General features: G+C 71.5%; 19 protein-coding genes and 1 riboswitch. Of the genes, 14 read left to right on the top strand and 5 right to left on the bottom strand.

The annotated features are described in order from the left end of the window. Positions 1 to 82: 82 nt before the first annotated feature. Together AUV07_RS10800 and AUV07_RS10795 are read right to left on the bottom strand one after the other, a co-directional pair. Positions 83 to 463, bottom strand: a complete 381-nt coding sequence (locus tag AUV07_RS10800; protein ID WP_062635977.1) for a VOC family protein — start codon at positions 461 to 463, stop codon at positions 83 to 85. 93 nt (positions 464 to 556) lie between these two features. Then, entirely contained in the window at positions 557 to 2,419 is a 1,863-nt protein-coding gene (locus AUV07_RS10795) for an FAD-dependent monooxygenase (protein ID WP_062636092.1), read from the bottom strand. Positions 2,420 to 2,547: 128 nt separating this feature from the next. Here AUV07_RS10795 and AUV07_RS10790 point away from each other — a divergent pair, with 128 nt between their 5' ends. Continuing rightward, a complete protein-coding gene (locus AUV07_RS10790; protein ID WP_062635976.1) occupies positions 2,548 to 3,255 on the top strand; it encodes an IclR family transcriptional regulator in 708 nt (235 codons plus the stop codon). A 57-nt stretch (positions 3,256 to 3,312) separates the two neighbouring features. Here the strand turns inward: AUV07_RS10790 and AUV07_RS10785 are convergent, their stop codons facing one another. Next, positions 3,313 to 4,692, bottom strand: coding sequence for an MFS transporter (locus AUV07_RS10785; RefSeq protein WP_062635975.1), 1,380 nt, complete (start codon positions 4,690 to 4,692; stop codon positions 3,313 to 3,315). 143 nt (positions 4,693 to 4,835) lie between these two features. On the opposite strand from AUV07_RS10785, the gene AUV07_RS10780 reads away from it, so the two are divergent. The 7 genes from AUV07_RS10780 (at position 4,836) to AUV07_RS10750 (ending at position 12,137) form a co-directional block, all read left to right on the top strand. Next, entirely contained in the window at positions 4,836 to 6,308 is a 1,473-nt protein-coding gene (locus AUV07_RS10780) for a fumarylacetoacetate hydrolase family protein (RefSeq protein WP_062635974.1), read from the top strand. Further along, positions 6,305 to 6,991, top strand: a complete 687-nt coding sequence (locus AUV07_RS10775; RefSeq protein ID WP_025103811.1) for a GntR family transcriptional regulator — start codon at positions 6,305 to 6,307, stop codon at positions 6,989 to 6,991. The genes AUV07_RS10780 and AUV07_RS10775 overlap by 4 nt, the downstream gene beginning before the upstream one ends. Next, positions 6,988 to 8,532: a 5-carboxymethyl-2-hydroxymuconate semialdehyde dehydrogenase gene (gene hpaE, locus AUV07_RS10770; protein WP_062635973.1), complete on the top strand. Its 1,545-nt coding sequence runs from the start codon at positions 6,988 to 6,990 to the stop codon at positions 8,530 to 8,532. Before AUV07_RS10775 ends, hpaE begins: the two co-directional genes overlap by 4 nt. Positions 8,533 to 8,562: 30 nt before the next feature. Beyond that, a complete protein-coding gene (hpaD, locus tag AUV07_RS10765; RefSeq protein ID WP_062635972.1) occupies positions 8,563 to 9,729 on the top strand; it encodes a 3,4-dihydroxyphenylacetate 2,3-dioxygenase in 1,167 nt (388 codons plus the stop codon). A gap of 9 nt (positions 9,730 to 9,738) precedes the next feature. After that, positions 9,739 to 10,524 (top strand): fumarylacetoacetate hydrolase family protein, encoded by a 786-nt coding sequence (locus tag AUV07_RS10760; protein WP_062635970.1) that lies wholly within the window; start codon positions 9,739 to 9,741, stop codon positions 10,522 to 10,524. Beyond that, on the top strand, positions 10,509 to 11,312 hold the full coding sequence (locus AUV07_RS10755; RefSeq protein ID WP_062635967.1) for an HpcH/HpaI aldolase family protein: 804 nt from the start codon (positions 10,509 to 10,511) through the stop codon (positions 11,310 to 11,312). Before AUV07_RS10760 ends, AUV07_RS10755 begins: the two co-directional genes overlap by 16 nt. Before the next feature lie 102 nt (positions 11,313 to 11,414). Further along, positions 11,415 to 12,137, top strand: coding sequence for a DUF6882 domain-containing protein (locus tag AUV07_RS10750; RefSeq protein WP_062635965.1), 723 nt, complete (start codon positions 11,415 to 11,417; stop codon positions 12,135 to 12,137). Between the two features lie 80 nt (positions 12,138 to 12,217). On the opposite strand, the gene AUV07_RS10745 is transcribed toward AUV07_RS10750, so the two are convergent. After that, positions 12,218 to 13,096 carry a bifunctional methylenetetrahydrofolate dehydrogenase/methenyltetrahydrofolate cyclohydrolase gene (locus AUV07_RS10745; RefSeq protein WP_062635964.1) on the bottom strand — a complete coding sequence of 293 codons (879 nt, stop codon included), beginning with the start codon at positions 13,094 to 13,096 and terminating at the stop codon, positions 12,218 to 12,220. Next, positions 13,093 to 14,367, bottom strand: coding sequence for a serine hydroxymethyltransferase (gene glyA / locus AUV07_RS10740; protein ID WP_062635962.1), 1,275 nt, complete (start codon positions 14,365 to 14,367; stop codon positions 13,093 to 13,095). Before glyA ends, AUV07_RS10745 begins: the two co-directional genes overlap by 4 nt. 38 nt (positions 14,368 to 14,405) lie before the next feature. Continuing rightward, positions 14,406 to 14,490: riboswitch (ZMP/ZTP riboswitch) on the bottom strand. A 117-nt stretch (positions 14,491 to 14,607) separates the two neighbouring features. Between glyA and AUV07_RS10735 the strand changes: the two genes are divergently transcribed. The 6 genes from AUV07_RS10735 to AUV07_RS10710 all read left to right on the top strand — a co-directional run bounded on the left by AUV07_RS10735 (position 14,608) and on the right by AUV07_RS10710 (position 21,916). Then, positions 14,608 to 16,119: a family 20 glycosylhydrolase gene (locus AUV07_RS10735; RefSeq protein ID WP_082802914.1), complete on the top strand. Its 1,512-nt coding sequence runs from the start codon at positions 14,608 to 14,610 to the stop codon at positions 16,117 to 16,119. Next, positions 16,116 to 17,288, top strand: coding sequence for an N-acetylglucosamine-6-phosphate deacetylase (locus AUV07_RS10730; RefSeq protein WP_062635960.1), 1,173 nt, complete (start codon positions 16,116 to 16,118; stop codon positions 17,286 to 17,288). Before AUV07_RS10735 ends, AUV07_RS10730 begins: the two co-directional genes overlap by 4 nt. A 507-nt stretch (positions 17,289 to 17,795) precedes the next feature. Then, a complete protein-coding gene (locus AUV07_RS18120) occupies positions 17,796 to 19,760 on the top strand; it encodes a sigma-70 family RNA polymerase sigma factor (protein WP_062635958.1) in 1,965 nt (654 codons plus the stop codon). A 9-nt stretch (positions 19,761 to 19,769) separates the two neighbouring features. After that, on the top strand, positions 19,770 to 20,141 hold the full coding sequence (locus AUV07_RS10720) for a YrdB family protein (RefSeq protein ID WP_025103799.1): 372 nt from the start codon (positions 19,770 to 19,772) through the stop codon (positions 20,139 to 20,141). 10 nt (positions 20,142 to 20,151) lie between these two features. Then, a complete protein-coding gene (locus AUV07_RS10715; protein WP_062635956.1) occupies positions 20,152 to 21,516 on the top strand; it encodes an FAD-binding oxidoreductase in 1,365 nt (454 codons plus the stop codon). Next, complete coding sequence (locus tag AUV07_RS10710) at positions 21,509 to 21,916, top strand: NUDIX hydrolase (RefSeq protein ID WP_062635954.1); 408 nt, start codon at positions 21,509 to 21,511, stop codon at positions 21,914 to 21,916. Before AUV07_RS10715 ends, AUV07_RS10710 begins: the two co-directional genes overlap by 8 nt. Positions 21,917 to 21,925 lie beyond the last annotated feature (9 nt).

Raw genomic sequence — 21,925 nt, 5'->3', positions numbered from 1 at the left:
GGGACGAACCCGAACCAGACCCGACCCCCAGAACCAGACCCGACCCCCAGGACCAGACCCAGACCCGGCCCGGGGACCGTCGTCACCCCTGAGCGCTGTAGTCCGGGAGCTCCTGCAGGGTCCAGGTGTTGCCGTCCGGGTCGTCGAAACGCACGAAACGGCCCCAGTCATGCTCGTCCACGCCCTCGGCCTCCACCCCGAGACCCCGCAGGTGTGCGAGAGCCTCGTCGGCGTCGGGGACGACCACCTGGATGGTGTTCTGCTGCCCCGGCTCCAGGCCGCTGGTCAGCCCTGTGCCGAAGGCGATCGAGCAGGCCGATCCCGGCGGGGTCATCTGCACGAACCGCAGCCCCTCGCACGGCACCTGATCATGGTCGGCGTGGAAGCCGATCTTCACGTAGAAGTCCTTCGCCCGGTCGACATCGCTGACCGGCACGAAGATGAGTTCGATCTTCCAGTCCATCACGCACTCCTCCTGTCGGGCTCCGTCACCCGTCGGCCCTCACAGTACGCGCGGCCTCCGACACCCGCCAGAGGCGGACGACGCCCGGAGACCTCAGCGCGCGGGAAGCAGCGCCCCGTCCAGGAAGCCCGCCAGCTCGTCCACGCCGTCCAGCGGGAGGATCGCTGCGACGTACTGGTCCGGACGCACGACGATCACGACGCCGTCACGGGACAACTCCCGCGCCTCGAAGATGTCCGTGCCACACCACTTGCTCGGGCCGGCCGCGTAGACCTTCTCCCAGTCGGTGAGTCCGAGCGGGCCGGTCTTCGGCTGGAAGAGCTCGGGCGTCGTCGTCACCTCGACCTCCTCGAAGGGCTGCTGGTACACGGCCTTCACGTCGAATACGGCATCGGCGTCGGCATCCGTCGGCGTGAACCGTGCGAACACGGGCGCCGCCTTCTCCGCCCACGCGGCGAGCGCTTCGCCGGTCCGGTCGCCGAACGCGTAGACCCGCCACCGGCCGTCGGCCTTCGCGTGGTGTCCGAGGTGGACGACGTTGCCGTCCCCGACCCGCACGACCTCCGCCGACTGGAAGCGCTTGCCCAGCGGGTACCCGACGGCGAGCGCCTGGTGGGCGTTCGTGCCGGTGATCATGGAGGACGTGTACTGGGTCATGAACCCGGACGGGAACTCGGCCGTCGCCAGGTAGTACGTGGCCAGCTCGTTCGGGTCGGAGATCTCCTCGGGCTTGCGCGCCATGAGGCTGGACCACTCGCGGTCGAAGTCGATGAGCTGCTGCGCGACGGGACGGCGCTCGGCGCCGTACGTGGCGAGCAGCGACTCGGGCGCACGGCCGCTCAGCACGGACCCGAGCTTCCAGCCGAGGTTGAACCCGTCCTGCATCGACACGTTCATGCCCTGGCCGGCCTTGGCGCTGTGGGTGTGGCAGGCGTCGCCGGTGAGGAAGACGCGCGGGCTGCGGTCGGCGCCGGGGTCCACGTCGTCGAAGCCGTCGGTCACACGGTGGCCGACCTCGTAGACGCTGTGCCAGGCCACCTGCTTCACATCGAGCGTGTAGGGGTGGAGGATCGCGTTGGCGCGCCGGATGATCTCCTCGATGGGCGTCTGGCGCACGCGGTGGTCGTCGTCCGCCGCGACCTCGCCGAGGTCGATGTACATGCGGCTGAGGTAGCCGCCCTCCCGCGGGATGTGCAGGATGTTGCCGGCCTTCGAGTTGATCGCGCACTTGGTGCGCCAGTCCGGGAAGTCGGTGTTGACGAGCACGTCCATGACGCCCCAGGCGTGCGCGGCGCTCGCGCCGACGTGCGTGCGTCCGATCGCCTGACGCACGCCGCTCCGGGCGCCGTCGCAGCCCATCACGTACTTCGCCCGGACGACGCGTTCGTCGGCCGCGCCGACGTGCCGCACGCGCACCTCGACCGGGTACTCGCCCTCCTCGTGCACGGTGAGCCCGAGGAATTCGACGCCGTAGTCCGGCACGATCCGTCCGGGGCCGTCAGCCGCCGCTTCGGCGAAGTAGTCCAGCACGCGGGCCTGGTTGACGATGAGGTGCGGGAACTCGCAGATGTCGTAGGCGTAGTCGGCGGTGCGGGTGGTCCGCACGATCTGATCGGGGTGCTCGGGGTCGGGGCCCCAGAAGTTCATCCAGCCGATGTTGTAGGCCTCGGCGATGATGCGCTCGGCGAAGCCGAAGGCCTGGAAGGTCTCCACGCTGCGAGGCTGGATGCCGTCGGCCTGCCCGAGGACGAGGCGGCCCTCGCGCTTTTCGATGATGCGGGTGGTGATGTCGGGGTACTGCGACATCTGTGCCGCGAGCAGCATGCCCGCGGGCCCGGAGCCGACGATGAGGACGTCGACCTCGTCGGGCAGGGCGGCGGGGCGGTCGATCCCGGTGCCAGCGGCGTCCTGCACGCGCGGGTCTCCGGACACATAGCCGTGGTGGTGGAACTGCATCGTCGTCGATTCCTTCCGGACGTCTTCGTCGGGTGTTGCGTCCAGGAACACGGTGTTCTATATTCGAACACAGTGTTCTACTATTGAACACAGCCTAGACCGGTGCCTTGCGCATCGCAAGGAGAGCCATGTCCGAGCGCCCCGCCGCCCCCGCCTCGCAGACGCTGAGCCGCGGCATCCGCATCCTCGAGGTGCTCGCCGACGCCCGCGGCGCGCTGACCATCGACGACATCGCCGGACGCCTCGAAGTGCATCGCTCCATCGCCTACCGCCTCCTCCGCACCCTCGAGGATCACGGTCTCGTCACCCGCGACGCGAGCGGCGCCGTGAGCCTCGGCGCCCGCATGGCCGCCCTCGCCGCCGGCGTTGCCCACGACCTCCAGGCCGAGGCCCTGCCGGAGCTCACCGCCATCGCGAACGAGCTCGGCATGACCTGCTTCCTCGCCGTCCTCGACGGGGCCGAGTGCATCACCCTCGCCAGCGTCGAGCCGCGGCACGCCGTCGCCAGCGTCGCCCAGCGCCCCGGCGCGCGGCACTCCGTCACGGTCGGCGCCCCCGGGAAGGCGATCCTCGCGCAGCTCGACGGCGCGGAGGTCCCCGTCGCCATCTCCCCCGCCCTGCGCGCCGACGTCGACGCCGCCGCCGCGCGCGGCTACGCCACGAGCCACGACGAGGTCATCCCCACGGTCCAGTCGGTCGCCGTCCCGCTGCGTCTGCGCGGTCAGCGTCCCGCCGCGATCGCGGTCGTGCACGTCGCGACCGACCTGGACGACGGGGAGATCGCCGCGCGCCTCCGGCGCTCCGCCGACCTCATCCGCGAGGCCCTCGAGGGCTGAGCCGGAACGCACGAGAGCGCACGCCCCTCAGGGACGTGCGCTCTCGTGGCAGGGAGGTCAGACCTTCGCGAGCCCGCGGATCGGGCTGACGGACTGCTCCTCCTCGTGGTCCGGACCGAGCGGGATGCCCGAGCGGTCGCGCAGCAGGAGCGTGGCGACGAGGCCGAGGAGGGTCATGCCCGCGAGGTACCAGGTGACCGCCTCGGTGGAGCCGGTCTGATCGACGATGAACGTCGCGATCGTGGGCGCGAAGGCGCCACCGGCGATCGCGCCGATCGCGTACGAGATGGAGACGCCGGAGAACCGGATGCTCGCGGGGAACAGCTCGGTGTACAGCGCCGCCTGCGGCCCGTAGGTGAAGCCCAGGCCGATCGTGAGGATTGCGAGACCGGCGAACAGCAGCCCCACCTCGCCGGTGTTGACGAGCGGGAACAGCGTGAACACGCCGACGAGCTGGAGCACCCAGCCGATGAGGTAGGTCGTGCGACGGCCGATGCGGTCGGACACCCAGCCGGCCAGCAGCGTGGTGAGCAGCCAGGTGACGGCCGATCCGGTGACCGCCCACAGCACGGGCCCGCGCTCGAGGCCGATGGGCCCCTCGGGGTTCGTGGCATAGCCCTGGATGTAGCCGCCGGTGGTCATGTAGCCCACCGCGTTGTTCCCGGCGAAGACGAGGGCGGCGATGATGACGAGCAGCAGGTGCTTGCGGAAGAGCTGCACGATCGGCATCTTCGCCTTCTCCTTGCGCTCGGCGAGCTCGGCGAACACCGGGCTCTCCTCCACGCGACGGCGGACGTAGTAGCCCACGAGGATCAGCACGACGCTCAGCAGGAACGGCACGCGCCAGCCCCACGCGAGGAACTGGTCCCCCGGAGCGATCGCGGTCATCAGCGCCATGACGCCCGAGGCGAGCAGCAGGCCGAGCGGCACGCCGATCTGCGGGGAGGCGCCGAAGATGCCGCGCTTCTTGCGCGGGGCGTGCTCGACAGCCATCAGCACCGCGCCGCCCCACTCGCCGCCAGCCGAGATGCCCTGCACGATGCGCAGCAGCACGAGGAGGACCGGCGCCATCACGCCGATGGTCTCGTACGTGGGGAGCAGACCGATCAGGGCGGTCGCGGCCCCCATGAGGATCAGCGTCCACATCAGCACGGCCTTGCGGCCGAGCTTGTCGCCGTAGTGGCCGGCGAGGAACGCGCCGAGGGGCCGGAAGAGGAAGCTCACACCGACCGTGGCGAAGCCGACGAGAGCGCTGTTGGCGCCGAGCGGCGCGAAGAAGAGCTGTCCGAAGACGAGCCCGACCGCCGTGGCGTAGATGAAGAAGTCGTACCACTCGACGGTGGTCCCGACGACGGTGGCGAAGACGACACGACGCCGGTCGGCCGCCGTCGCGATGGTTCCGGTGGGCGTGAACCCACCCTGTGACTGCCCGCTCATGGGGTGTCTCCTTTGTGCTTGTGACCGCGTTGTCACGGCGCGCCCGGACGTGAATCCGATCTGCTTGCCGAGGGGTGAGACGATGATATATGATTTCGGATACGACGCACAACGCGTCCTGACGAGCGCGAGGAGGCGCATCCGTGACGGACACCATCGCCCGCCCGGGGAAGATCATCGCGATCCACCTGAGCTACGCCTCGCGGGCCGACCAGCGCGGTCGACGCCCCGCCCACCCCTCCTATTTCTTCAAGCCGGCCAGTTCGGTCGGGGTCTCCGGCGGCACGGTCGAGCGCCCCGCCGGCACCGAGCTGCTCGCGTTCGAGGGGGAGATCGCGCTGATCATCGGCGCCCCGGCCCGCCGGGTCGCCCTCGCCGACGCCTGGGACCACGTGCAGTGGGTGACCGCCTCGAACGATCTCGGTCTCTACGATCTGCGCGCCAACGACAAGGGCTCCAACGTCCGCTCCAAGGGCGGCGACGGGTACACCCCGCTCGGTCCGGAGCTGATCGACGCCCGCACGGTCGACCCGGCGGCCCTCCGCGTGCGCGCCTGGGTGAACGGCGAGCTCCGCCAGGACGACACCACCGCCGGCCTCATCTTCCCGCTGGCCCAGCTCGTCGCCGACCTCTCCCAGCACTTCACGCTGGAGACCGGCGACGTGATCCTCACCGGCACCCCCGCGGGCTCGTCGGTCATCGTCCCCGGCGACGTGGTCGAGATCGAGGTCGACGCCCCGGACGCCCCCGGCGCCCCCACGTCCGGCCGCCTGGTCACGACGGTCACGCAGGGGGATGTCCCCTTCGACGGCGACCTCGGCTCGCTCCCCGCGGTGGACGACCTCCAGCGCACCGAGGCCTGGGGCTCCCGCGAGCTCGCCGGCCTGCCCGCCGAGGACACCGCGCCCACGCTCACCCCCGAGCTCCGCGCCCAGCTCCTCGAAGCCCCCACCGCCGGCCTCTCGGCCCAGCTGCGCAAACGCGGACACCACTCCTGCTTCATCGACGGGGTCTCCGCCAACCTCCCGGGCACGAAGATCGTCGGCACCGCCAAGACCCTCCGCTTCGTGCCGTTCCGCGAAGACCTGTTCCGCACCCACGGCGGCGGGTACAACGCCCAGAAGCGCGCGTTCGACGCGGTCGCCGAAGGCGAGGTCATCGTCATCGAGGCCCGCGGCGACGCGACCACCGGCACGCTCGGCGACATCCTCGCCCTGCGCGCGCAGACCCGCGGCGCGGCGGGCGTGGTCACCGACGGCGGTGTCCGCGACTTCCAGGCCGTCGCCGAGATCGGGCTTCCGGTGTTCTCGCAGGGTGCGCACCCCTCGGTGCTCGGCCGCAAGCACGTGCCGTGGGACGTCGACGTGACGATCTCGTGCGGCGGTGCCACCGTGCAGCCCGGCGACATCATCGTCGGCGACAGCGACGGCGTGATCGTGATCCCGCCCGCTCTCGCCGCCGAGGTCGCCGCCGACGCCGTGGCCCAGGAGATGGAGGACGCCTGGATCGCCGAGCAGGTCGCCGCCGGGCACCCGGTCGACGGCCTCTTCCCGATGAACGCCGAATGGCGCGCCCGCTACGAGCAGGCGACCGGCACCGGAGCGGAGCGGAAGTGAGCACGGTCGAGAGCGCCAGCAAGTCGGAGCAGGCGTACGCCTGGATCCGCGCGCGCATCTCGGCGCATACCTACGGTCCCGGCTACCGCCTGGTCCTCGGTCCGATCGCCGAGGAGCTGGGGATGAGCGTGGTCCCGGTGCGCGAGGCGATCCGCCGCCTGGAGGCCGAGGGGCTCGTGACCTTCGAGCGCAACGTCGGCGCCCGCGTGACCCTCGTGGACGAGGGCGAGTACGCCCACACGATGCAGACGCTCGGACTCGTCGAAGGGGCGGCCACCGCGCTCTCCGCTCCCCTGCTCGACGCGGACGCGCTCGCGCAGGCCGCGGAGGTCAACGAGCGCATGAGCCGCCTGCTCGACCACTTCGACCCGCACACGTTCACCGAGCTCAACCGGCAGTTCCACTCCGTGCTGTTCGAGCCGTGCCCCAACCCGCACCTGCTCGACCTCGTGCACCGCGGCTGGGCCCGGCTGTCCGGCATCCGCGACTCGACCTTCGCCTACGTGCCCGGCCGCGCCCACCACTCGGTCGACGAGCACACCCAGATCCTCGAGCTGATCCGCGACGGCGCCGAGCCGCTGGAGATCGAGCTCGCCGCCCGCAACCACCGGTGGCGCACGAGGGACGCGTTCCTCGACGCCCTGCACACCCGTTCCGTCCCCGCCGAAGGAGAAGCATCATGACCGACTCCCGCATCCCCGCCGACCTGCCCGACCACATCCAGCACTACATCGACGGCGCCTTCGTCGACTCGATCGACGGCGACACGTTCGACGTGCTCGACCCGGTGACGAACCAGACCTACACGACGGCCGCCGCCGGCAAGAAGGCCGACATCGAGCGGGCCGTCGCCGCCGCCAAGCGCGCCTTCGACGAAGGCCCCTGGCCGCGCATGCTCCCCCGCGAGCGCTCGCGCGTGCTGCACAGGATCGCCGACATCGTGGAGTCGCGCGACGCTCGGCTCGCGGAGCTGGAGTCGTACGACTCCGGCCTGCCGATCACGCAGGCCCTCGGTCAGGCCCGCCGCGCCGCGGAGAACTTCCGCTTCTTCGCCGACCTGATCGTCGCCCAGGCCGACGACGCCTTCAAGGTGCCGGGCAAGCAGATGAACTACGTCAACCGCAAGCCGATCGGCGTCGCCGGGCTCATCACCCCGTGGAACACGCCGTTCATGCTCGAGTCCTGGAAGCTCGGCCCCGCGCTCGCCACCGGCAACACGGTCGTCCTCAAGCCGGCCGAGTTCACGCCCCTCTCCGCCTCGCTGTGGGCGGGCATCTTCGAGGAGGCGGGGCTGCCGCAGGGCGTCTTCAACCTCGTCAACGGCCTCGGCGAAGACGCCGGCGACGCGCTGGTGAAGCACCCCGACGTGCCGCTCATCTCCTTCACCGGTGAGAGCCGCACAGGGCAGATCATCTTCGGCAACGCCGCGCCGTTCCTCAAGGGCCTGTCGATGGAGCTCGGCGGCAAGTCGCCCGCCGTGGTCTTCGCGGACGCCGACCTGGAGGCCGCCGTCGACGCCACCATCTTCGGCGTCTTCTCCCTCAACGGCGAGCGCTGCACCGCCGGGTCCCGCATCATAGTGGAGCGCTCGATCTACGACGAGTTCGTGGAGCGCTATGCCGCGCAGGCGCAGCGCGTCAAGGTCGGCTACCCGCACGACCCCGAGACCGAGGTCGGCGCGCTCGTGCACCCCGAGCACTACGACAAGGTGATGTCCTACGTCGAGATCGGCAAGACCGAGGGCCGCCTGGTCGCCGGCGGCGGTCGTCCCGAGGGCTTCGAGGAGGGGAACTTCGTCGCCCCGACGGTGTTCGCCGACGTCGCCCCCGACGCCCGCATCTTCCAGGAGGAGATCTTCGGCCCGGTCGTCGCCATCACCCCGTTCGACTCCGACGAGGAGGCGCTGGCGCTCGCGAACAACACGAAGTACGGGCTCGCGGCCTACATCTGGACGAACGACCTCAAGCGCGCCCACACGTTCGCGCAGTCCGTCGAGGCCGGCATGGTGTGGCTGAACAGCAACAACGTCCGCGACCTGCGCACGCCGTTCGGCGGCGTGAAGGCGTCGGGCCTGGGCCACGAGGGCGGCTACCGCTCCATCGACTTCTACACCGACCAGCAGAGCGTGCACATCACGCTCGCCTCGACCCCGCACAACCCCACGTTCGGCAAGAAGGCCCTCGCCGAAGACGTGGCCGAGGCGTCGGAAGACGCCGAGAGCTGACCCGATCCCCTGACGAGCAAGGACGCCGACATGACCGACAAGACCGCCAAGACCCTCACCTCCTCCGGCTACTACGTGAGCCAGGAGGCCCCTATCCAGAGCGACAACCCCGTCGCGACGCCGAAGAGCACCCCGCCGGACATCCTGCGCTGCGCGTACATGGAGCTCGTCGTGACCGACCTGGCCGCCTCGCGGCAGTTCTACGTCGACATCCTGGGCCTGTACGTGACCGAGGAGGACGACGAGGCGATCTACCTGCGCTCGACCGAGGAGTTCATCCACCACAACCTCGTCCTGCGTCAGGGGCCCATCGCCGCGGTCGCCGCGTTCTCGTACCGGGTGCGCGCCGCGGAGGACCTCGACCGCGCCGTGGAGTTCTACACGGAACTCGGCTGCGACGTCCGTCGTCAGGAGAACGGCTTCGTGAAGGGCATCGGCGACTCCGTGCGCGTCGTCGACCCGCTCGGCTTCCCGTACGAGTTCTTCTACGCCACCGAGCACGTGGAGCGCCTGTCCTGGCGGTACGACCTGCACACCCCCGGCGAGCTCGTGCGCCTCGACCACTTCAACCAGGTCACCCCCGACGTGCCACGTGCGGTGCGCCACTACCAGGACCTCGGTTTCCGCGTGACGGAGGACATCCAGGACGACGAGGGCACCGTGTACGCCGCGTGGATGCGCCGCAAGCCCACCGTGCACGACACCGCGGCGACGGGCGGCGACGGCCCGCGCATGCACCACGTCGCCTTCGCGACGCACGAGAAGCACAACATCCTCGCGATCTGCGACAAGCTCGGGGCGCTGCGCCGCTCCGACGCCATCGAGCGCGGCCCCGGCCGGCACGGCGTCTCCAACGCGTTCTACCTCTACTTGCGCGACCCCGACGGCCACCGCGTCGAGATCTACACGCAGGACTACTACACCGGCGACCCGGACAACCCGGTCGTCACCTGGGACGTGCACGACAACCAGCGCCGCGACTGGTGGGGCACCCCGGTGGTGCCCTCCTGGTACACCGACGCCTCGCTCGTGATCGACCTCGACGGCAACCCGCAGCCCGTCGTCGCCCGCACGGACTCCAGCGAGATGGCCGTGACGATCGGCGCCGACGGCTTCTCCTACACCCGCGCGGACGAAGGCGAGACCTCGATGCCCGAGTACAAGCAGGGCGAGTACAAGCTCGGCCACCAGCTCTAGGAGACGCTCATGCTGTCTGAGGAGACCATCGCGCAGATCGCCGCGGAGCTCGCGGAGGCCGACCGCACGCACGGGGTGATCCCGCGCATCACCGCGCGGTACCCCGAGGCGACCGTGGAGGACTCCTACGCCATCCAGGGCGTGTGGCGGGATTCGCAGGTCGCGGCCGGCCGTCGGCTGGTCGGGCGCAAGATCGGCCTGACCTCGAAGGCCATGCAGCAGGCGACGGGGATCACCGAGCCCGACTACGGCGTCATGTTCGACGACACCGTGTACGAGTCGGGCGCGGAGATCCCCACCGGGCACTTCTCCAACGTCCGCATCGAGGTGGAGCTCGCGTTCGTGCTCAAGGAGCCTCTTGAGGGCCCCGACTGCACGCTGGAGGACGCCCTCGCCGCCATCGACTACGCCGTGCCGGCCCTCGAGGTGCTCAACTCGCACATCGAGCTCGAGGGCCGAACGATCGTCGACACCATCAGCGACAACGCCGCGTACGGGGCGATGGTGCTGGGGACGGTGCGCAAGCGCCCGGACGAGATCGACCTGCGGTGGGTGCCCGGCGTGCTGTCCCGCAACGGGGAGATCGAGGAGACCGGTGTCGCCGCCGGCGTGCTCGGCCACCCCGCGACCGGGGTCGCGTGGCTCGCTAACAAGTTCCATCAGCACGGCGCGCGTCTGGAGGCGGGCGAGATCATCCTGGCAGGATCGTTCACACGCCCGATGTGGGTGTCGCGCGGCGACGAGGTGCTGTGCGACTACGGACCGATGGGGACCATCACATGCCGCTTCGTCTAGACCCGTCCTTCCGCGCGCAGCTCGCCGCGTCCGATCGTCCCTTCGTGGGGATGTGGGTGTGCTCCGGCAGCCCGCTGCTCGCCGAGGTCGCCGCGGGCTCCGGGCTGGACTGGCTGCTCATCGACATGGAGCACTCGGCGAACACGCTCGAGTCCGTGCTGACCCAGCTCCAGGCGGTCGCGGCCTATCCGGTGACCCCGCTCGTCCGGGTGCCCTTGAACGATGCGGTCGCGATCAAGCAGGTGCTCGACCTCGGTGCGCAGAACCTCATCGTGCCGATGGTGTCGTCCGCCGACGAGGCCAGGGCCGCCGTGGCCGCGACCCGCTATCCCCCCGAGGGCGTCCGCGGCGTCGGCAGCGCCCTCGCCCGCAGCGCCCGCTGGAACCGCGTCGACCGCTACCTGCAGGAGTCCGCGCAGCACGTGTCGCTGACGGTGCAGATCGAGACGGCCGCGGGGGTCGAGGCTGCCGCTGACATCGCCGCGGTCGACGGGGTGGACGCGGTGTTCGTCGGCCCCTCGGACCTGTCCGCGTCGATGGGCCTGCTCGGACAGCAGACGCATCCGGACGTGGTCGCCGCCGTGGAGTCCGTGTTCGCCGCGGTCCGTGCCGCCGGGAAGCCCGTGGGCGTGAACGCCTTCGACCCCTCCGCCGCCGACGCGTATCTCGCGGCGGGGGCGGACTTCGTGGCCGTCGGCGCCGACGTCGCCCTCCTCGCCCGCGCCTCCGAGGCCCTCGCCGCCCGCTTCCTCCCCCGCTCCGACACCTCCGGCCGCCCCAGCTACTGACTTCGAGTCGCGCACCTGGCTCCATCCGCGGCCGGAATGGGGCCATGTGCGCGATTCGAAGCGGAGTGGCGGATTCATAGCAATCCCGGCGAGACTGTGGGCATGACCTTCCCCCCGCTGCAGCCCCTCGCCGACCGTGCCGCCCTCTTCACCGCGCTCCGCCAGGACGCCCTCTCCGCGGCCGCCGATGCGCTCGGCGAGCACCGGTGGGACGCCGACCTCGCGGCGGGAACGCTGACCTTCACCGCGAACGACGACCCGACCCGGCAGCTCGTGACCCGCGCGCACCTCATCGCCACGATCGCCCCCGGCCCCCGCTCGCTGCTGTGGGCATGGGCGCACCCCCAGGGCGACCCCCAGGGTGTCGCGGCGCAGCTCCGCGCGTACGGCGAGCAGCACGGGATCGCCGAGCTCACCACCCCCGAGGTCCCGTTCCCGGCCGATGCCTCGGGCGACGCGGAGTGGATCGCCCGCGCGGCGCATACGATCGGCGGCGTGGCGGTCGAGCTCACCGGTCGCTCCCCCTACTACTCGGCCCCCGTCGACGGCGGCACCCGCGCGGTGTTCCTGCTGGACGCCCCGCTCGCCCCGCTCACGGTCGCCGACACGGTGGTGGCCCTGCCCCGCACCCTCGCGCAGACGCCCCTCCCCGACGCCCGCACGGCGGTCTGGGACCTCGCGCGTCTCGCCGGCTGGACCCTCACCTGGACGGACGAGTCCTTCTCCGGCGCCACGGTGACGGATGCCTCGGGCACCGCGACGATCCGCTTCGACGAGCAGGCCCGGATCAGCGGCGTGGAGAGCTCGCTGCACGGCCAGGTCTGAGTCCGCAGAAACGCACGAACGCCGCAGGGATCCCCGGGATCCCTGCGGCGTTCGCGTGAATCTGCGACGCGGTGCGGAGGTCAGACCGTCCGCTCGGCCGCCTCGACGACGTTGGTCATGAGCAGGGCGACGGTCATCGGCCCCACCCCTCCCGGATTCGGCGACAGGTACCCGGCGACCTCGGCGACCTCGGGAGCGACGTCGCCGAAGACGAGGTTCTTCCCGGTCTCCGGATCGGTCTCGCGGGTGACCCCCACGTCCAGCACCGCGGCTCCGGGCTTGACGTCCTCGGCGCGGATGAGGTGCTTCACGCCGGCCGCCGCCACGATCACGTCGGCCTCCCGCAGGTAACGCGGCATGTCGACCGTGCCGGTGTGCGTCAGCGTGACCGTGGCGTTGAGGTCGCGACGGGTCAGCAGCAGCCCGATCGAACGCCCGATCGTGACACCGCGACCGACAACCACGACGTGCTTGCCTTTGAGGTCGTAGTCGTTGCGCAGCAGCAGCTCGATGACCCCGCGCGGGGTGCATGGCAGCGGCGTGTGGATCGGCGCGTTGACGTTGAGGACGAGGCGCCCGAGGTTGGTCGGGTGCAGCCCGTCCGCGTCCTTCGCCGGATCGATCCGCTCCAGGATGGCGTCGGTGTCGAGGTGCTTCGGCAGCGGCAGCTGCACGATGTACCCGTGGCAGGCGGGATCGGCGTTGAGCTCGTCGATCAGCGCCTCGACGTCGGCCTGGGTGGCGTCGGCCGGCAGCTCGCGCTGGATCGAGTTCATCCCGATCGCCTCGGACTGCCGGTGCTTCATGCCCACGTAGAGCTGCGAGGCGGGGTCGGCTCCCACCAGCACCGTGGCGATGCCGGGGGTGACGCCCTTCTCCTTCAGCACGGCGACCCGCTCCGTCAGCTCGGCGCGGATCTCGGCCGCCGCCGCCTTGCCGTCGAGGACGACCGCGGTCACTGCTGCAGGTCCGGGTAGAGCGGGAAGGCCGCGGCGAGCGCGTCCACGCGGGCGCGGAGCGCCTCGATGTCGGCACCGGGGAGCAGCGCGAGGGCGATGATGTCGGCCACCTCCGTGAACTCGGCGTCGCCGAAGCCGCGGGTCGCGAGCGCGGGCGTGCCGATGCGCAGACCCGAGGTCACCATCGGCGGACGCGGGTCGTTCGGCACGGCGTTGCGGTTCACGGTGATGTGGATGTCGTGCAGGAGGTCTTCCGCCTGCTTGCCGTCGATCTCGGCGTCGCGGAGGTCGACGAGCACGAGGTGCACGTCCGTCCCGCCCGAGCGCACGGCGATGCCGGCGTCCTTCACGTCCTGCTGCGACAGGCGCTCGGCGATGAGCTTCGCCCCGCGCAGCACGCGCTCCTGGCGCTCCTTGAACTCCGGCGTGCCGGCGAGCTTGAAGGCGGTCGCCTTCGCCGCGATCACGTGCATGAGCGGACCGCCCTGCTGGCCGGGGAAGACCGCGGTGTTGATCTTCTTGGCGAGGTCGGCGTCGTTGGTGAGGATGAAGCCCGAGCGCGGGCCGCCGATGGTCTTGTGCACGGTGGAGGAGACGACGTGCGCGTGCGGCACCGGGTTCGGGTGCAGGCCGGCGGCGACGAGGCCGGCGAAGTGCGCCATGTCGACCCAGAGGATCGCGCCCACCTCGTCGGCGATGGCACGGAACGCGGCGAAGTCCATCGTGCGCGGGTAGGCGGACCACCCGGCGATGATGACCGTGGGCTTGTGCTCGATGGCGAGGCGGCGGACCTCGTCCATGTCGATCGTCGAGGTCTCGGCGTCGACCCCGTAGGCCACGATGTCGTACAGGCGGCCGGAGAAGTTGATCTTCATGCCGTGCGTGAGGTGGCCGCCCTGGTCGAGCGAGAGGCCGAGCAGGGTGTCGCCGGGGCGGGCGATCGCGTGCAGGACCGCGGCGTTCGCGGACGCACCGGAGTGCGGCTGGACGTTCGCGAACTCGGCGCCGAACAGGCTCTTGGCGCGGGAGATGGCGAGCTCCTCCGCGACGTCGACCTCCTCGCAGCCGCCGTAGTAGCGGCGGCCGGGGTAGCCCTCGGCGTACTTGTTGGTGAGCACCGAGCCCTGCGACTGCAGGACCGAGACGGGGACGAAGTTCTCCGAGGCGATCATCTCGAGGAAGGTCTGCTGACGCTTCAGCTCGCGATCGAGGACCTCGGCGATCTCCGGGTCGACCTCGGAAAGCGGGGCGTTGAAGTAACGGTCGGTCATGACGTGCTCCTTTTGACGACGGATTCGAAAAGGGTGTTCCTATCGGCCCAGGCGCGCGGTCGAATTCCGTGGTCAGTCGCTCCCCGGTGGTTGTCCACCCAGACGCCAGTCGCGACGGTTACGAGCATAGCCGATGCGAGCCGCCGCGCACGCGGCCGTTTCGGTCATCGTGCCCACCGTCTGCAGAATCGTTTCGATCCCCCTGTTCCCTTGCGGCGTTTCGACGGCTAGGTTTTGTTCATGGTCCTACCTCTTGATCTGCCCCTCGTCCCTGCTCCGGTGTCCGCGAAGGCCAGGGAGGGACGTCTGCCGCTCGCCGCGACGACGCGCGTGCTCGGCACCTCCCCCGCCGCCGGACAGCTGATCGACGCCGTCGAACGCCGCACCGGCCTCCGCCTCACCGCGGTGGACTCCGGCCCCGCCGAGATCGAGCTGTTCGTCGACGCGGCCTCCTCCGCGCCGGAGGGCTACACGCTCGAGGTCGGCGACCGCGCCATCCTCATCGGCGCCGATGAGGCGGGGCTCTTCTACGGGGTCCAGACGCTGCTGCAGCTGCTCCGGGAGGACGACGCCGGCTGGGCGCTGCTCCGCGCCGACATCGCCGACGCCCCGCGCTTCGCCCGCCGCGGCGTGATGCTCGACGTGGCGCGGCACTTCTTCGGCGTCGACGACGTGAAGCGGCTCATCGACAGCACCAGCGCACTGAAGTTCAACCACCTGCACCTGCACCTCACCGACGACCAGGGCTGGCGCGTGCACATCGACTCCTGGCCGCTGCTCACCGAGCGCGCCGCCGCCACCGCGGCCGACGGCGCCCCCGGCGGCTTCTACACCAAGGACGACTACCGCGAGATCGTGGCATACGCGGCGGCGCGCCACATGATCGTGATCCCCGAGGTCGACCTCCCCGGCCACACCCACGCGATCGGCGTGGCCTACCCGGAGCTGGTCGAGGCCCCGGTGCTGAACGACGCGCTGGTCGCCCAGTCCGAGCAGCTCGGCCAGCCGCTCCCTGTGGCCGGAGAGCCCTACCTGGGCTGGGGCGTCGGGCACTCCAGCGTGCGCATCCACGAGGAGGAGACGTACCGGTTCGTCCGCGACGTCGTCCGCGAGCTCGCCGAGATGACCCCGGGGCCCTACATCCACATCGGGGGCGACGAGTCCCTCGGCACACCCCAGGCCGACTTCGACCTGTTCGCGGAGCGCGCGACGGCCATCGTCGTCGAGGAGGGCAAGACCCCGGTCGCGTGGCACGAGATGGGGTCGGCGGCCGGCATCGCCCGCGGCACGATCGGGCAGTACTGGGGCATGACGACGCCGACGGGCACGCATGCCGAGGAGGCCGCGCACTTCGTCGAGCGCGGCGGAGCCCTCATCATGTCGGCGGCGGATGCGACCTATCTCGACATGAAGTACACGGCCGAGTTCCCGCTCGGACTCACCTGGGCCGCCATCATCGACGTCCGCCGCGCGTACGAGTGGGAGCCGACCGCCGTCCTCGACGTGCCGGACGAGGCGATCCTGGGGATCGAGGCGCCGCTGTGGTCCGAGACCACCCGCACGCTCGACGAGGTGGAGCAGCTCGTGTTCCCCCGTGCCGCCGCGCAGGCCGAGATCGCCTGGTCGCCGCGCGAGGGCGTGGGCCGCACGTGGGATTCCTTCCGCGCCCGGGTCGGCGCCCTCGCGCCGCTGTGGAAGGCTGAGGGGGTCGATTTCCACCCTGCCCCCGAGATCCCCTGGAGCGCCCGTTGAAGACCCTCTCCTCCGCGACCGGTTCCCTCGTCATCCACTCCGCCCGCCTCGTCGATCACGGGGAGATCGTCGAGGACGGCTGGGTGCGCATCGAGGACGGCGTCGTGGCGTCCCGCGGCTCCGGAACGGACTGGGAGCCCGCGACGGAGGTCGTGGACGCGACCGCCGTGGCGGGCGCGGGCGCGCTGCTCACGCCGGGCTTCGTCGACATCCACGGTCACGGCGGAGCGGGTGCGGCGTACGACGACGGTGTGGACGCCATCCGGACCGGGCGGGATCTGCACCGCGAGCACGGCACCACCAGGGCCGTCATCTCGCTCGTCACGGGCACGATCGACGACCTCGCCCGCAGCGTCGCCCTGATCGCTGCCCTGACCAGGACCGACCCCGACGTCCTCGGCTCGCACCTGGAGGGCCCGTTCCTCGACCCCGGGCACCACGGCGCCCATGAGCCCTCGCTGCTGCGGCACCCCGTCCCGGCCGACGTGGCCCGTCTGCTGGATGCCGGAGAAGGCACCGTCCGTCAGGTCACCATCGCGCCGGAACTCCCCGGCGGGATCGACGCCGTCCGTCAGATCGTCGCGGCGGGTGCCGCGGCCGCGGTGGGGCACACCGACGCCGACGCCGCGATGGCCGTCGCCGCCTTCGAGGCCGGCGCCTCGCTGCTGACCCACGCCTTCAACGCGATGCCCGGAATCCACCACCGCGCCCCCGGTCCGGTGCTGGCTGCGGCCGCCGACCATCGGGTGATCCTGGAGGCGATCGCCGACGACGTGCACCTCGACCCGCACGTCGTCAAGCTCGTGTTCGACGCGGCGCCGCAGCGCGTGGCGCTCATCACCGACGCCATGGCCGCGGCCGGGAGCGCCGACGGCACGTACGACCTCGGTGCGGTCAAGGTCACCGTCGAGAACGGCGTGGCCCGCGCCGACGACACCGGCTCTATCGCCGGCTCCACCCTAACCCAGGACGTCGCGCTGCAGCGGGCGGTGGCGGCGGGCGTGCCGCTGCCGGAGGTCGTGCGGGCGCTCACGGAGACCCCGGCCCGCGCGATCGGACGTGACGCCCACCTCGGCGCGCTGCGCCCCGGCCTGCTCGGCGATGCGGTGCTCCTGGACGCGGAGCTGCGCGTCGCGCGGGTCTGGACGGGACCGGCGCTGCCCGCCTAGGACGACAGCGCTCCGCGCGACGCGCAGCACTGCGGTCTCCGGTCGATCGGACAAGACGGTGTCACCGGACTCCCCAGATCGGTGACGTGCGTCTCGCAGGTGTGGGAGTGGTGGGCCGCCGTTCTCCCCAGATCGGCGGCCCATTCCCTCCCGCTCGAGCGGGCGGGGCCGGGAGCTCCTCCCCCGAGGATCCCGACCCGCCCACTGGTGCAGTACCCCCCGCACCAGCGCCGGAACTCCGCCCCCCGGTGGAGTCCATTTCGGCTGTCTCTACGGGATGAGACGAAGGGCGGCCCGGTTCATTACGCGGTTCTCGGAAAAAAGTTCAGAGAGTTCTTCCCGGGCATCACCGCCGGGACGCGGAGGCGTCCCCGAGCATCTGCTTCGAGTCCTCCCTGGGGGTGGCCACGACACCTGTTTCGCGAGACAATGGAGGGACCGCGTAATGAAAGACGCCTTCTCGCGTCTCTCCTCCTGGGGACGGTTGTGTGCCCCGGGACCAGATGGATGACCGTGCACCGAGAGAACACCACACCAGACGACACCATCGGCGATGCCGACCTGATCCTCCGCGTCCGCTCCGGCGACAAGGGGGCGTTCGGCGAACTCTGGAGGCGGCACTACCCCTCCGGGATGGCGGTCGCACGGTCGGTGACCTCGTCCATCGATCCGGACGACCTGGTGCAGGAGTCCTACACCCGCATCTACCAGGCGATCCTCAAGGGCGGCGGCCCCAACGGCTCGTTCCGCGCGTACCTCTTCACGAGCATCCGCAACACCGCGGCCGCCTGGGGACGCGCGCGCCGCGAGACCGCGATCGACGAGCTCGACACGGTCGCCGACCCGGACAGCACCGAGCACGCCACGAACGAGGCGCTCGACCGCAGCCTCACCGCTCAGGCGTTCCGCAGCCTCCCCTCGCGGTGGCAGGAAGTGCTCTGGTACACCGAGATCGAGCAGATGAAGCCCCAGGAGGTGGCTCCGCTCCTCGGCATGAAGGCCGGCGCGGTGTCGCAGCTCGCCTTCCGCGCCCGCGAAGGGCTCCGCGAGGCGTGGATCCAGGCGCACCTGCGAAGCGCGAGCCCCGGTTCCGAGTGCCAGTGGACGATCGAGCATCTCGGCGCCTATTCGCGCGGCAACCTCGCCACCCGCGACCACCGTCGCCTGGAGCTGCACCTCGACGAGTGCGCGCGCTGCATGATCGTCGCCGCCGAGGCCAAGGACGTCTCCAAGCGCCTCGCCCTCGTGCTGCTCCCGCTCGTCCTCGGCGCCACCGGCGCCTCCGGGTACCTCGCCGCCCTCCAGGGCGGTGCGCCGGTCCTGGCGGTGGCGGGCGCGGCGTCCACCATCCCGGGCGCGGTGTTCGTCGGCGACGGCGGTATCGGACACGCCGCGGCGGCCACCTCCGGTGCCGGCGCCGCGGGTTCGGGAGCCGGCTCCGCCGGCGGTGCGGGCACGGGCGCGAGCACGGGCGGCGTCTTCACGGGCATGGGCGCCGTCGTCGGCGCCGGGTCGGCGGCCCTCGTGGTGGCCGGAGTCGTCGCCGCGGCGGCCATCGTCCCCGGGCTCGCGGGCGCGAATCCCGCGACCTCTCTGCCGAGCGCCTCAGACACCGATCCGTCGTCGATCGCGACCGACATCGCCCCGGACTCCTCGCTCGACCTCGACGAGCCCGTGGTCATCGAGACGCCGGATGCCACGCAGCCGCCGTCTCCCCCCGCCGAGGAGGAGACGGCCCCGCCGGTGTCTTCGGAGGCCGGACCCGATGCGGCTCCTGCCGCCCCCGTGGCGGTGCCCGCGCTGCCCGAGGCCCCGCAGCCACCGGCCGCTCCCGCCGGTCCTGGCGCCGCGCCGGAGCCCGAGTCCCCCTCGCCGGAGACCGAGGTCCCCCCGCTCCCGACGGAGCCGCCCACGTGGAGCGCAGCGGATTTCTGGCTCGACGAGGATCTGCACTGGCATTACCTCGTGCCGGTGGCGGGCACGCCAGGGCTCATCGTGCAGGCACTCCTCGGAGATGATGAGGACGGCCCCCGCGTCGTCCTGGGCGAGGACGGCACGGCCACCATCGAGCTCCGCCCGTCGCACTTCGAGGTCCTCATCGCCCCCCTCGTGCCGGTGACGTTCCGCTATCTCTTCCCGGGTGACGAGGTCGGTCCGTCGACCGTCACCACGCTCTACGACCTGCAGCCCGAGGCCGCAGGCGCGGACGAGCGCACGGTGGCCACCGCTCCTGTCGAGCAGACGGCGGTCGTCGAGGAGCCCGCTTCGATCGAGGCACCGACGGCCGCCGCCGAGGAGTCCGCGGCCCCGGCCGACGAGACCACCACGATCGTCGAGGCCACCCCGGCTGAGACCGAGCCGACGGACCCCGCCCCGGCACCTGAGGCGGCCCCGGCCACGCCCGCTCCGAGCGCGGGCGCGCTCGTCGAGGAGGCCCCGACCCCGGCCGAGGACGCTCCGGTCGCAGAATAGACTGGACGCATGACCCCGGATTCCGCCCCTGTCGCCGGCGTCGACCGTCCGGCCCTCACGGCCCTCGACATCGTCCGCGTCGTCGTCCTCATCGCGGCGATCGCCTCGCTCGCCCTGTGGGGGTTCGCGAGCTGGGACCTGCCGTGGAACATCGTGATCGGCGTCGGCGCCCCCGTCGTCGCCCTCCTGCTGTGGGCGCTGTTCCTCTCCCCGCGCCCGGTGCTCCGCGTGCACCCCTTCCTCCGCGCGGTCGTCGAGCTCTTCATCTACGTCGGCGTGACCATCGCGTGGTGGTCCATGGGCCAGGCCCTCATCGGCACGGCCTTCGCGCTGGTGGCCGTCGTCGCCGGAGTCCTCAGCGGACGCCGCGCTCTGGCATGAGCGCACGGTCGTGAGCGTCGTCTCGCTGCTCCGCGACGCCCTCGGGGCGCGCGTGGACGTCAGCGAGCAGGCGCGGCGCGAGGCCAGAGCCGACCGCTCCGGTCATGCCGCGGTGGGCCTCCCCCTGGCCGTCATCCATGCCGAGAGCGTGGACGACGTGCAGCAGACCCTGCGCATCGCCACGGCCACGCGCACGCCCGTGGTCGTTCGCGGTGCCGGGACCGGGCTCGCCGGGGCCGCCAACGCCGGTGAGGGGGAGATCGTCCTCTCCCTCCGCCGGATGGACGCCGTCCTCGAGGTGCGGCCGGACGACCTCCTCGCCGTGGTCGAGCCCGGCATCCTCAATGCCGACCTCAACGCGCACCTGGCGGCCCAGGGACTCTGGTGGCCGCCCGACCCCGCCAGTCGCGACATCTCCACCGTCGGCGGCAACATCGCGACCGGAGCCGGCGGACTGCTCTGCGCGAAATACGGCGTCGTCCGCGATGCGGTCCTCGGCGTCGATCTCGTCCTCGCCGACGGACGCCTGCTCCACCTCGGGCACCGCAGCGTGAAGGGCGTGACCGGGCTCGACCTCACCGCCCTCGTCGTGGGGTCGGAGGGAACGCTCGGCGTCGTCGTCGGGGCCACACTCAAGCTGCGCCGCCTGGTGCCGGGCGAGACCTGCACCGTGACGGCGACCTTCCCCGGCGTCCGGGCGGCGGCCGCAGGCTCCGCGGCCGTCACCGCCGCGGGGATCCAGCCCGCGATCATGGAGCTCATGGATGCCGCGAGCCTCGCCGCCGTCCACGCCCTGCTCGCCCTCCCCGCGCCGACCCCGGGCGCCGCACAGCTGACGATTCAGACCGACGGTCCGGCCGCGCGTGCGGAGGCGCACGCCATCGCCGCGATCCTGAGCGCCCACGAGGGCGTCCCCGTGGTCTCGCACGACCCCGTCGAGGGCGATCGCCTGCTTGCGATCCGGCGGTCGATGCACGCCGCGATGGCGTCGCTGGGAACCACCCTCATTGAGGACGTCTCGGTGCCGCGGAGCGCCATGCCCGCGATGTTCGACGAGATCGCCCGGATCGAGCGCCAGTTCGACATGGTGATCCCGACCGTGGCCCACGCCGGCGACGGCAACCTGCACCCGAACTTCATCTTCGAGGGTCCGGAGACCCCGCCGCAGGTGTGGGCGGCGGCCGACGAGCTCTTCCGCGCCGCGATCCGGCTGGGCGGCACCCTCACCGGCGAGCACGGCATCGGCGTCCTCAAACGGCGCTGGCTGGCTGACGAGCTCGGCGACGACCAATGGCGCCTCCAGCGCGACATCGCCGCGGTGTTCGACCCCCTCGGCATCCTCAACCCCGGAAAGGTCTTCTCTCCCGATGCCTGACATCCACGTGAGCGCGGCCGTGATCGTCGATGCGCAGGGGCGGGTCCTCGTCGTCCGCAAGCACGGCACCACCCGCTTCATGCAGCCCGGCGGCAAGCCGGAGCCGGGCGAATCCCCCGTCGAGACCCTCATCCGCGAGCTGCACGAAGAGCTCGGGCTCGAGCTCACGGACGCCGACCTCCGGCCCCTGGGGCGCTTCGTGTCGGCGGCCGCCAACGAGCCGGGGCACCGCGTGGTGGCCGACGCGTTCTCGGCCACGATCGATCCCGACGGGGTCCGCGTGCAGGCCGAGCTCGCCGAGCTGCGCTGGATCACCCCGGAGGACGCCGCGGCGCTCCCGCTGGCCCCGCTGAGCGTCGAGCATCTGCTGCCGCTCGCGTGGCCGGCCGGAGCGCGCTAGCGCCTCGGA

It is taken from the genome of Microbacterium sp. CH1 (assembly GCF_001595495.1).
Classification (GTDB): domain Bacteria; phylum Actinomycetota; class Actinomycetes; order Actinomycetales; family Microbacteriaceae; genus Microbacterium.
This window is presented reverse-complemented; position numbering and strand designations above follow the sequence as displayed.

Coding starts and splice junctions, on each gene's coding strand:
- AUV07_RS10800 (WP_062635977.1), bottom strand. CDS start 463: ATGGACTGGAAGATCGAACTCATCTTCGTGCCGGTCAGCGATGTCGAC.
- AUV07_RS10795 (WP_062636092.1), bottom strand. CDS start 2,419: ATGCAGTTCCACCACCACGGCTATGTGTCCGGAGACCCGCGCGTGCAG.
- AUV07_RS10790 (WP_062635976.1), top strand. CDS start 2,548: ATGTCCGAGCGCCCCGCCGCCCCCGCCTCGCAGACGCTGAGCCGCGGC.
- AUV07_RS10785 (WP_062635975.1), bottom strand. CDS start 4,692: ATGAGCGGGCAGTCACAGGGTGGGTTCACGCCCACCGGAACCATCGCG.
- hpaE (WP_062635973.1), top strand. CDS start 6,988: ATGACCGACTCCCGCATCCCCGCCGACCTGCCCGACCACATCCAGCAC.
- hpaD (WP_062635972.1), top strand. CDS start 8,563: ATGACCGACAAGACCGCCAAGACCCTCACCTCCTCCGGCTACTACGTG.
- AUV07_RS10760 (WP_062635970.1), top strand. CDS start 9,739: ATGCTGTCTGAGGAGACCATCGCGCAGATCGCCGCGGAGCTCGCGGAG.
- AUV07_RS10755 (WP_062635967.1), top strand. CDS start 10,509: ATGCCGCTTCGTCTAGACCCGTCCTTCCGCGCGCAGCTCGCCGCGTCC.
- AUV07_RS10750 (WP_062635965.1), top strand. CDS start 11,415: ATGACCTTCCCCCCGCTGCAGCCCCTCGCCGACCGTGCCGCCCTCTTC.
- glyA (WP_062635962.1), bottom strand. CDS start 14,367: ATGACCGACCGTTACTTCAACGCCCCGCTTTCCGAGGTCGACCCGGAG.
- AUV07_RS10735 (WP_082802914.1), top strand. CDS start 14,608: ATGGTCCTACCTCTTGATCTGCCCCTCGTCCCTGCTCCGGTGTCCGCG.
- AUV07_RS18120 (WP_062635958.1), top strand. CDS start 17,796: ATGACCGTGCACCGAGAGAACACCACACCAGACGACACCATCGGCGAT.
- AUV07_RS10720 (WP_025103799.1), top strand. CDS start 19,770: ATGACCCCGGATTCCGCCCCTGTCGCCGGCGTCGACCGTCCGGCCCTC.
- AUV07_RS10710 (WP_062635954.1), top strand. CDS start 21,509: ATGCCTGACATCCACGTGAGCGCGGCCGTGATCGTCGATGCGCAGGGG.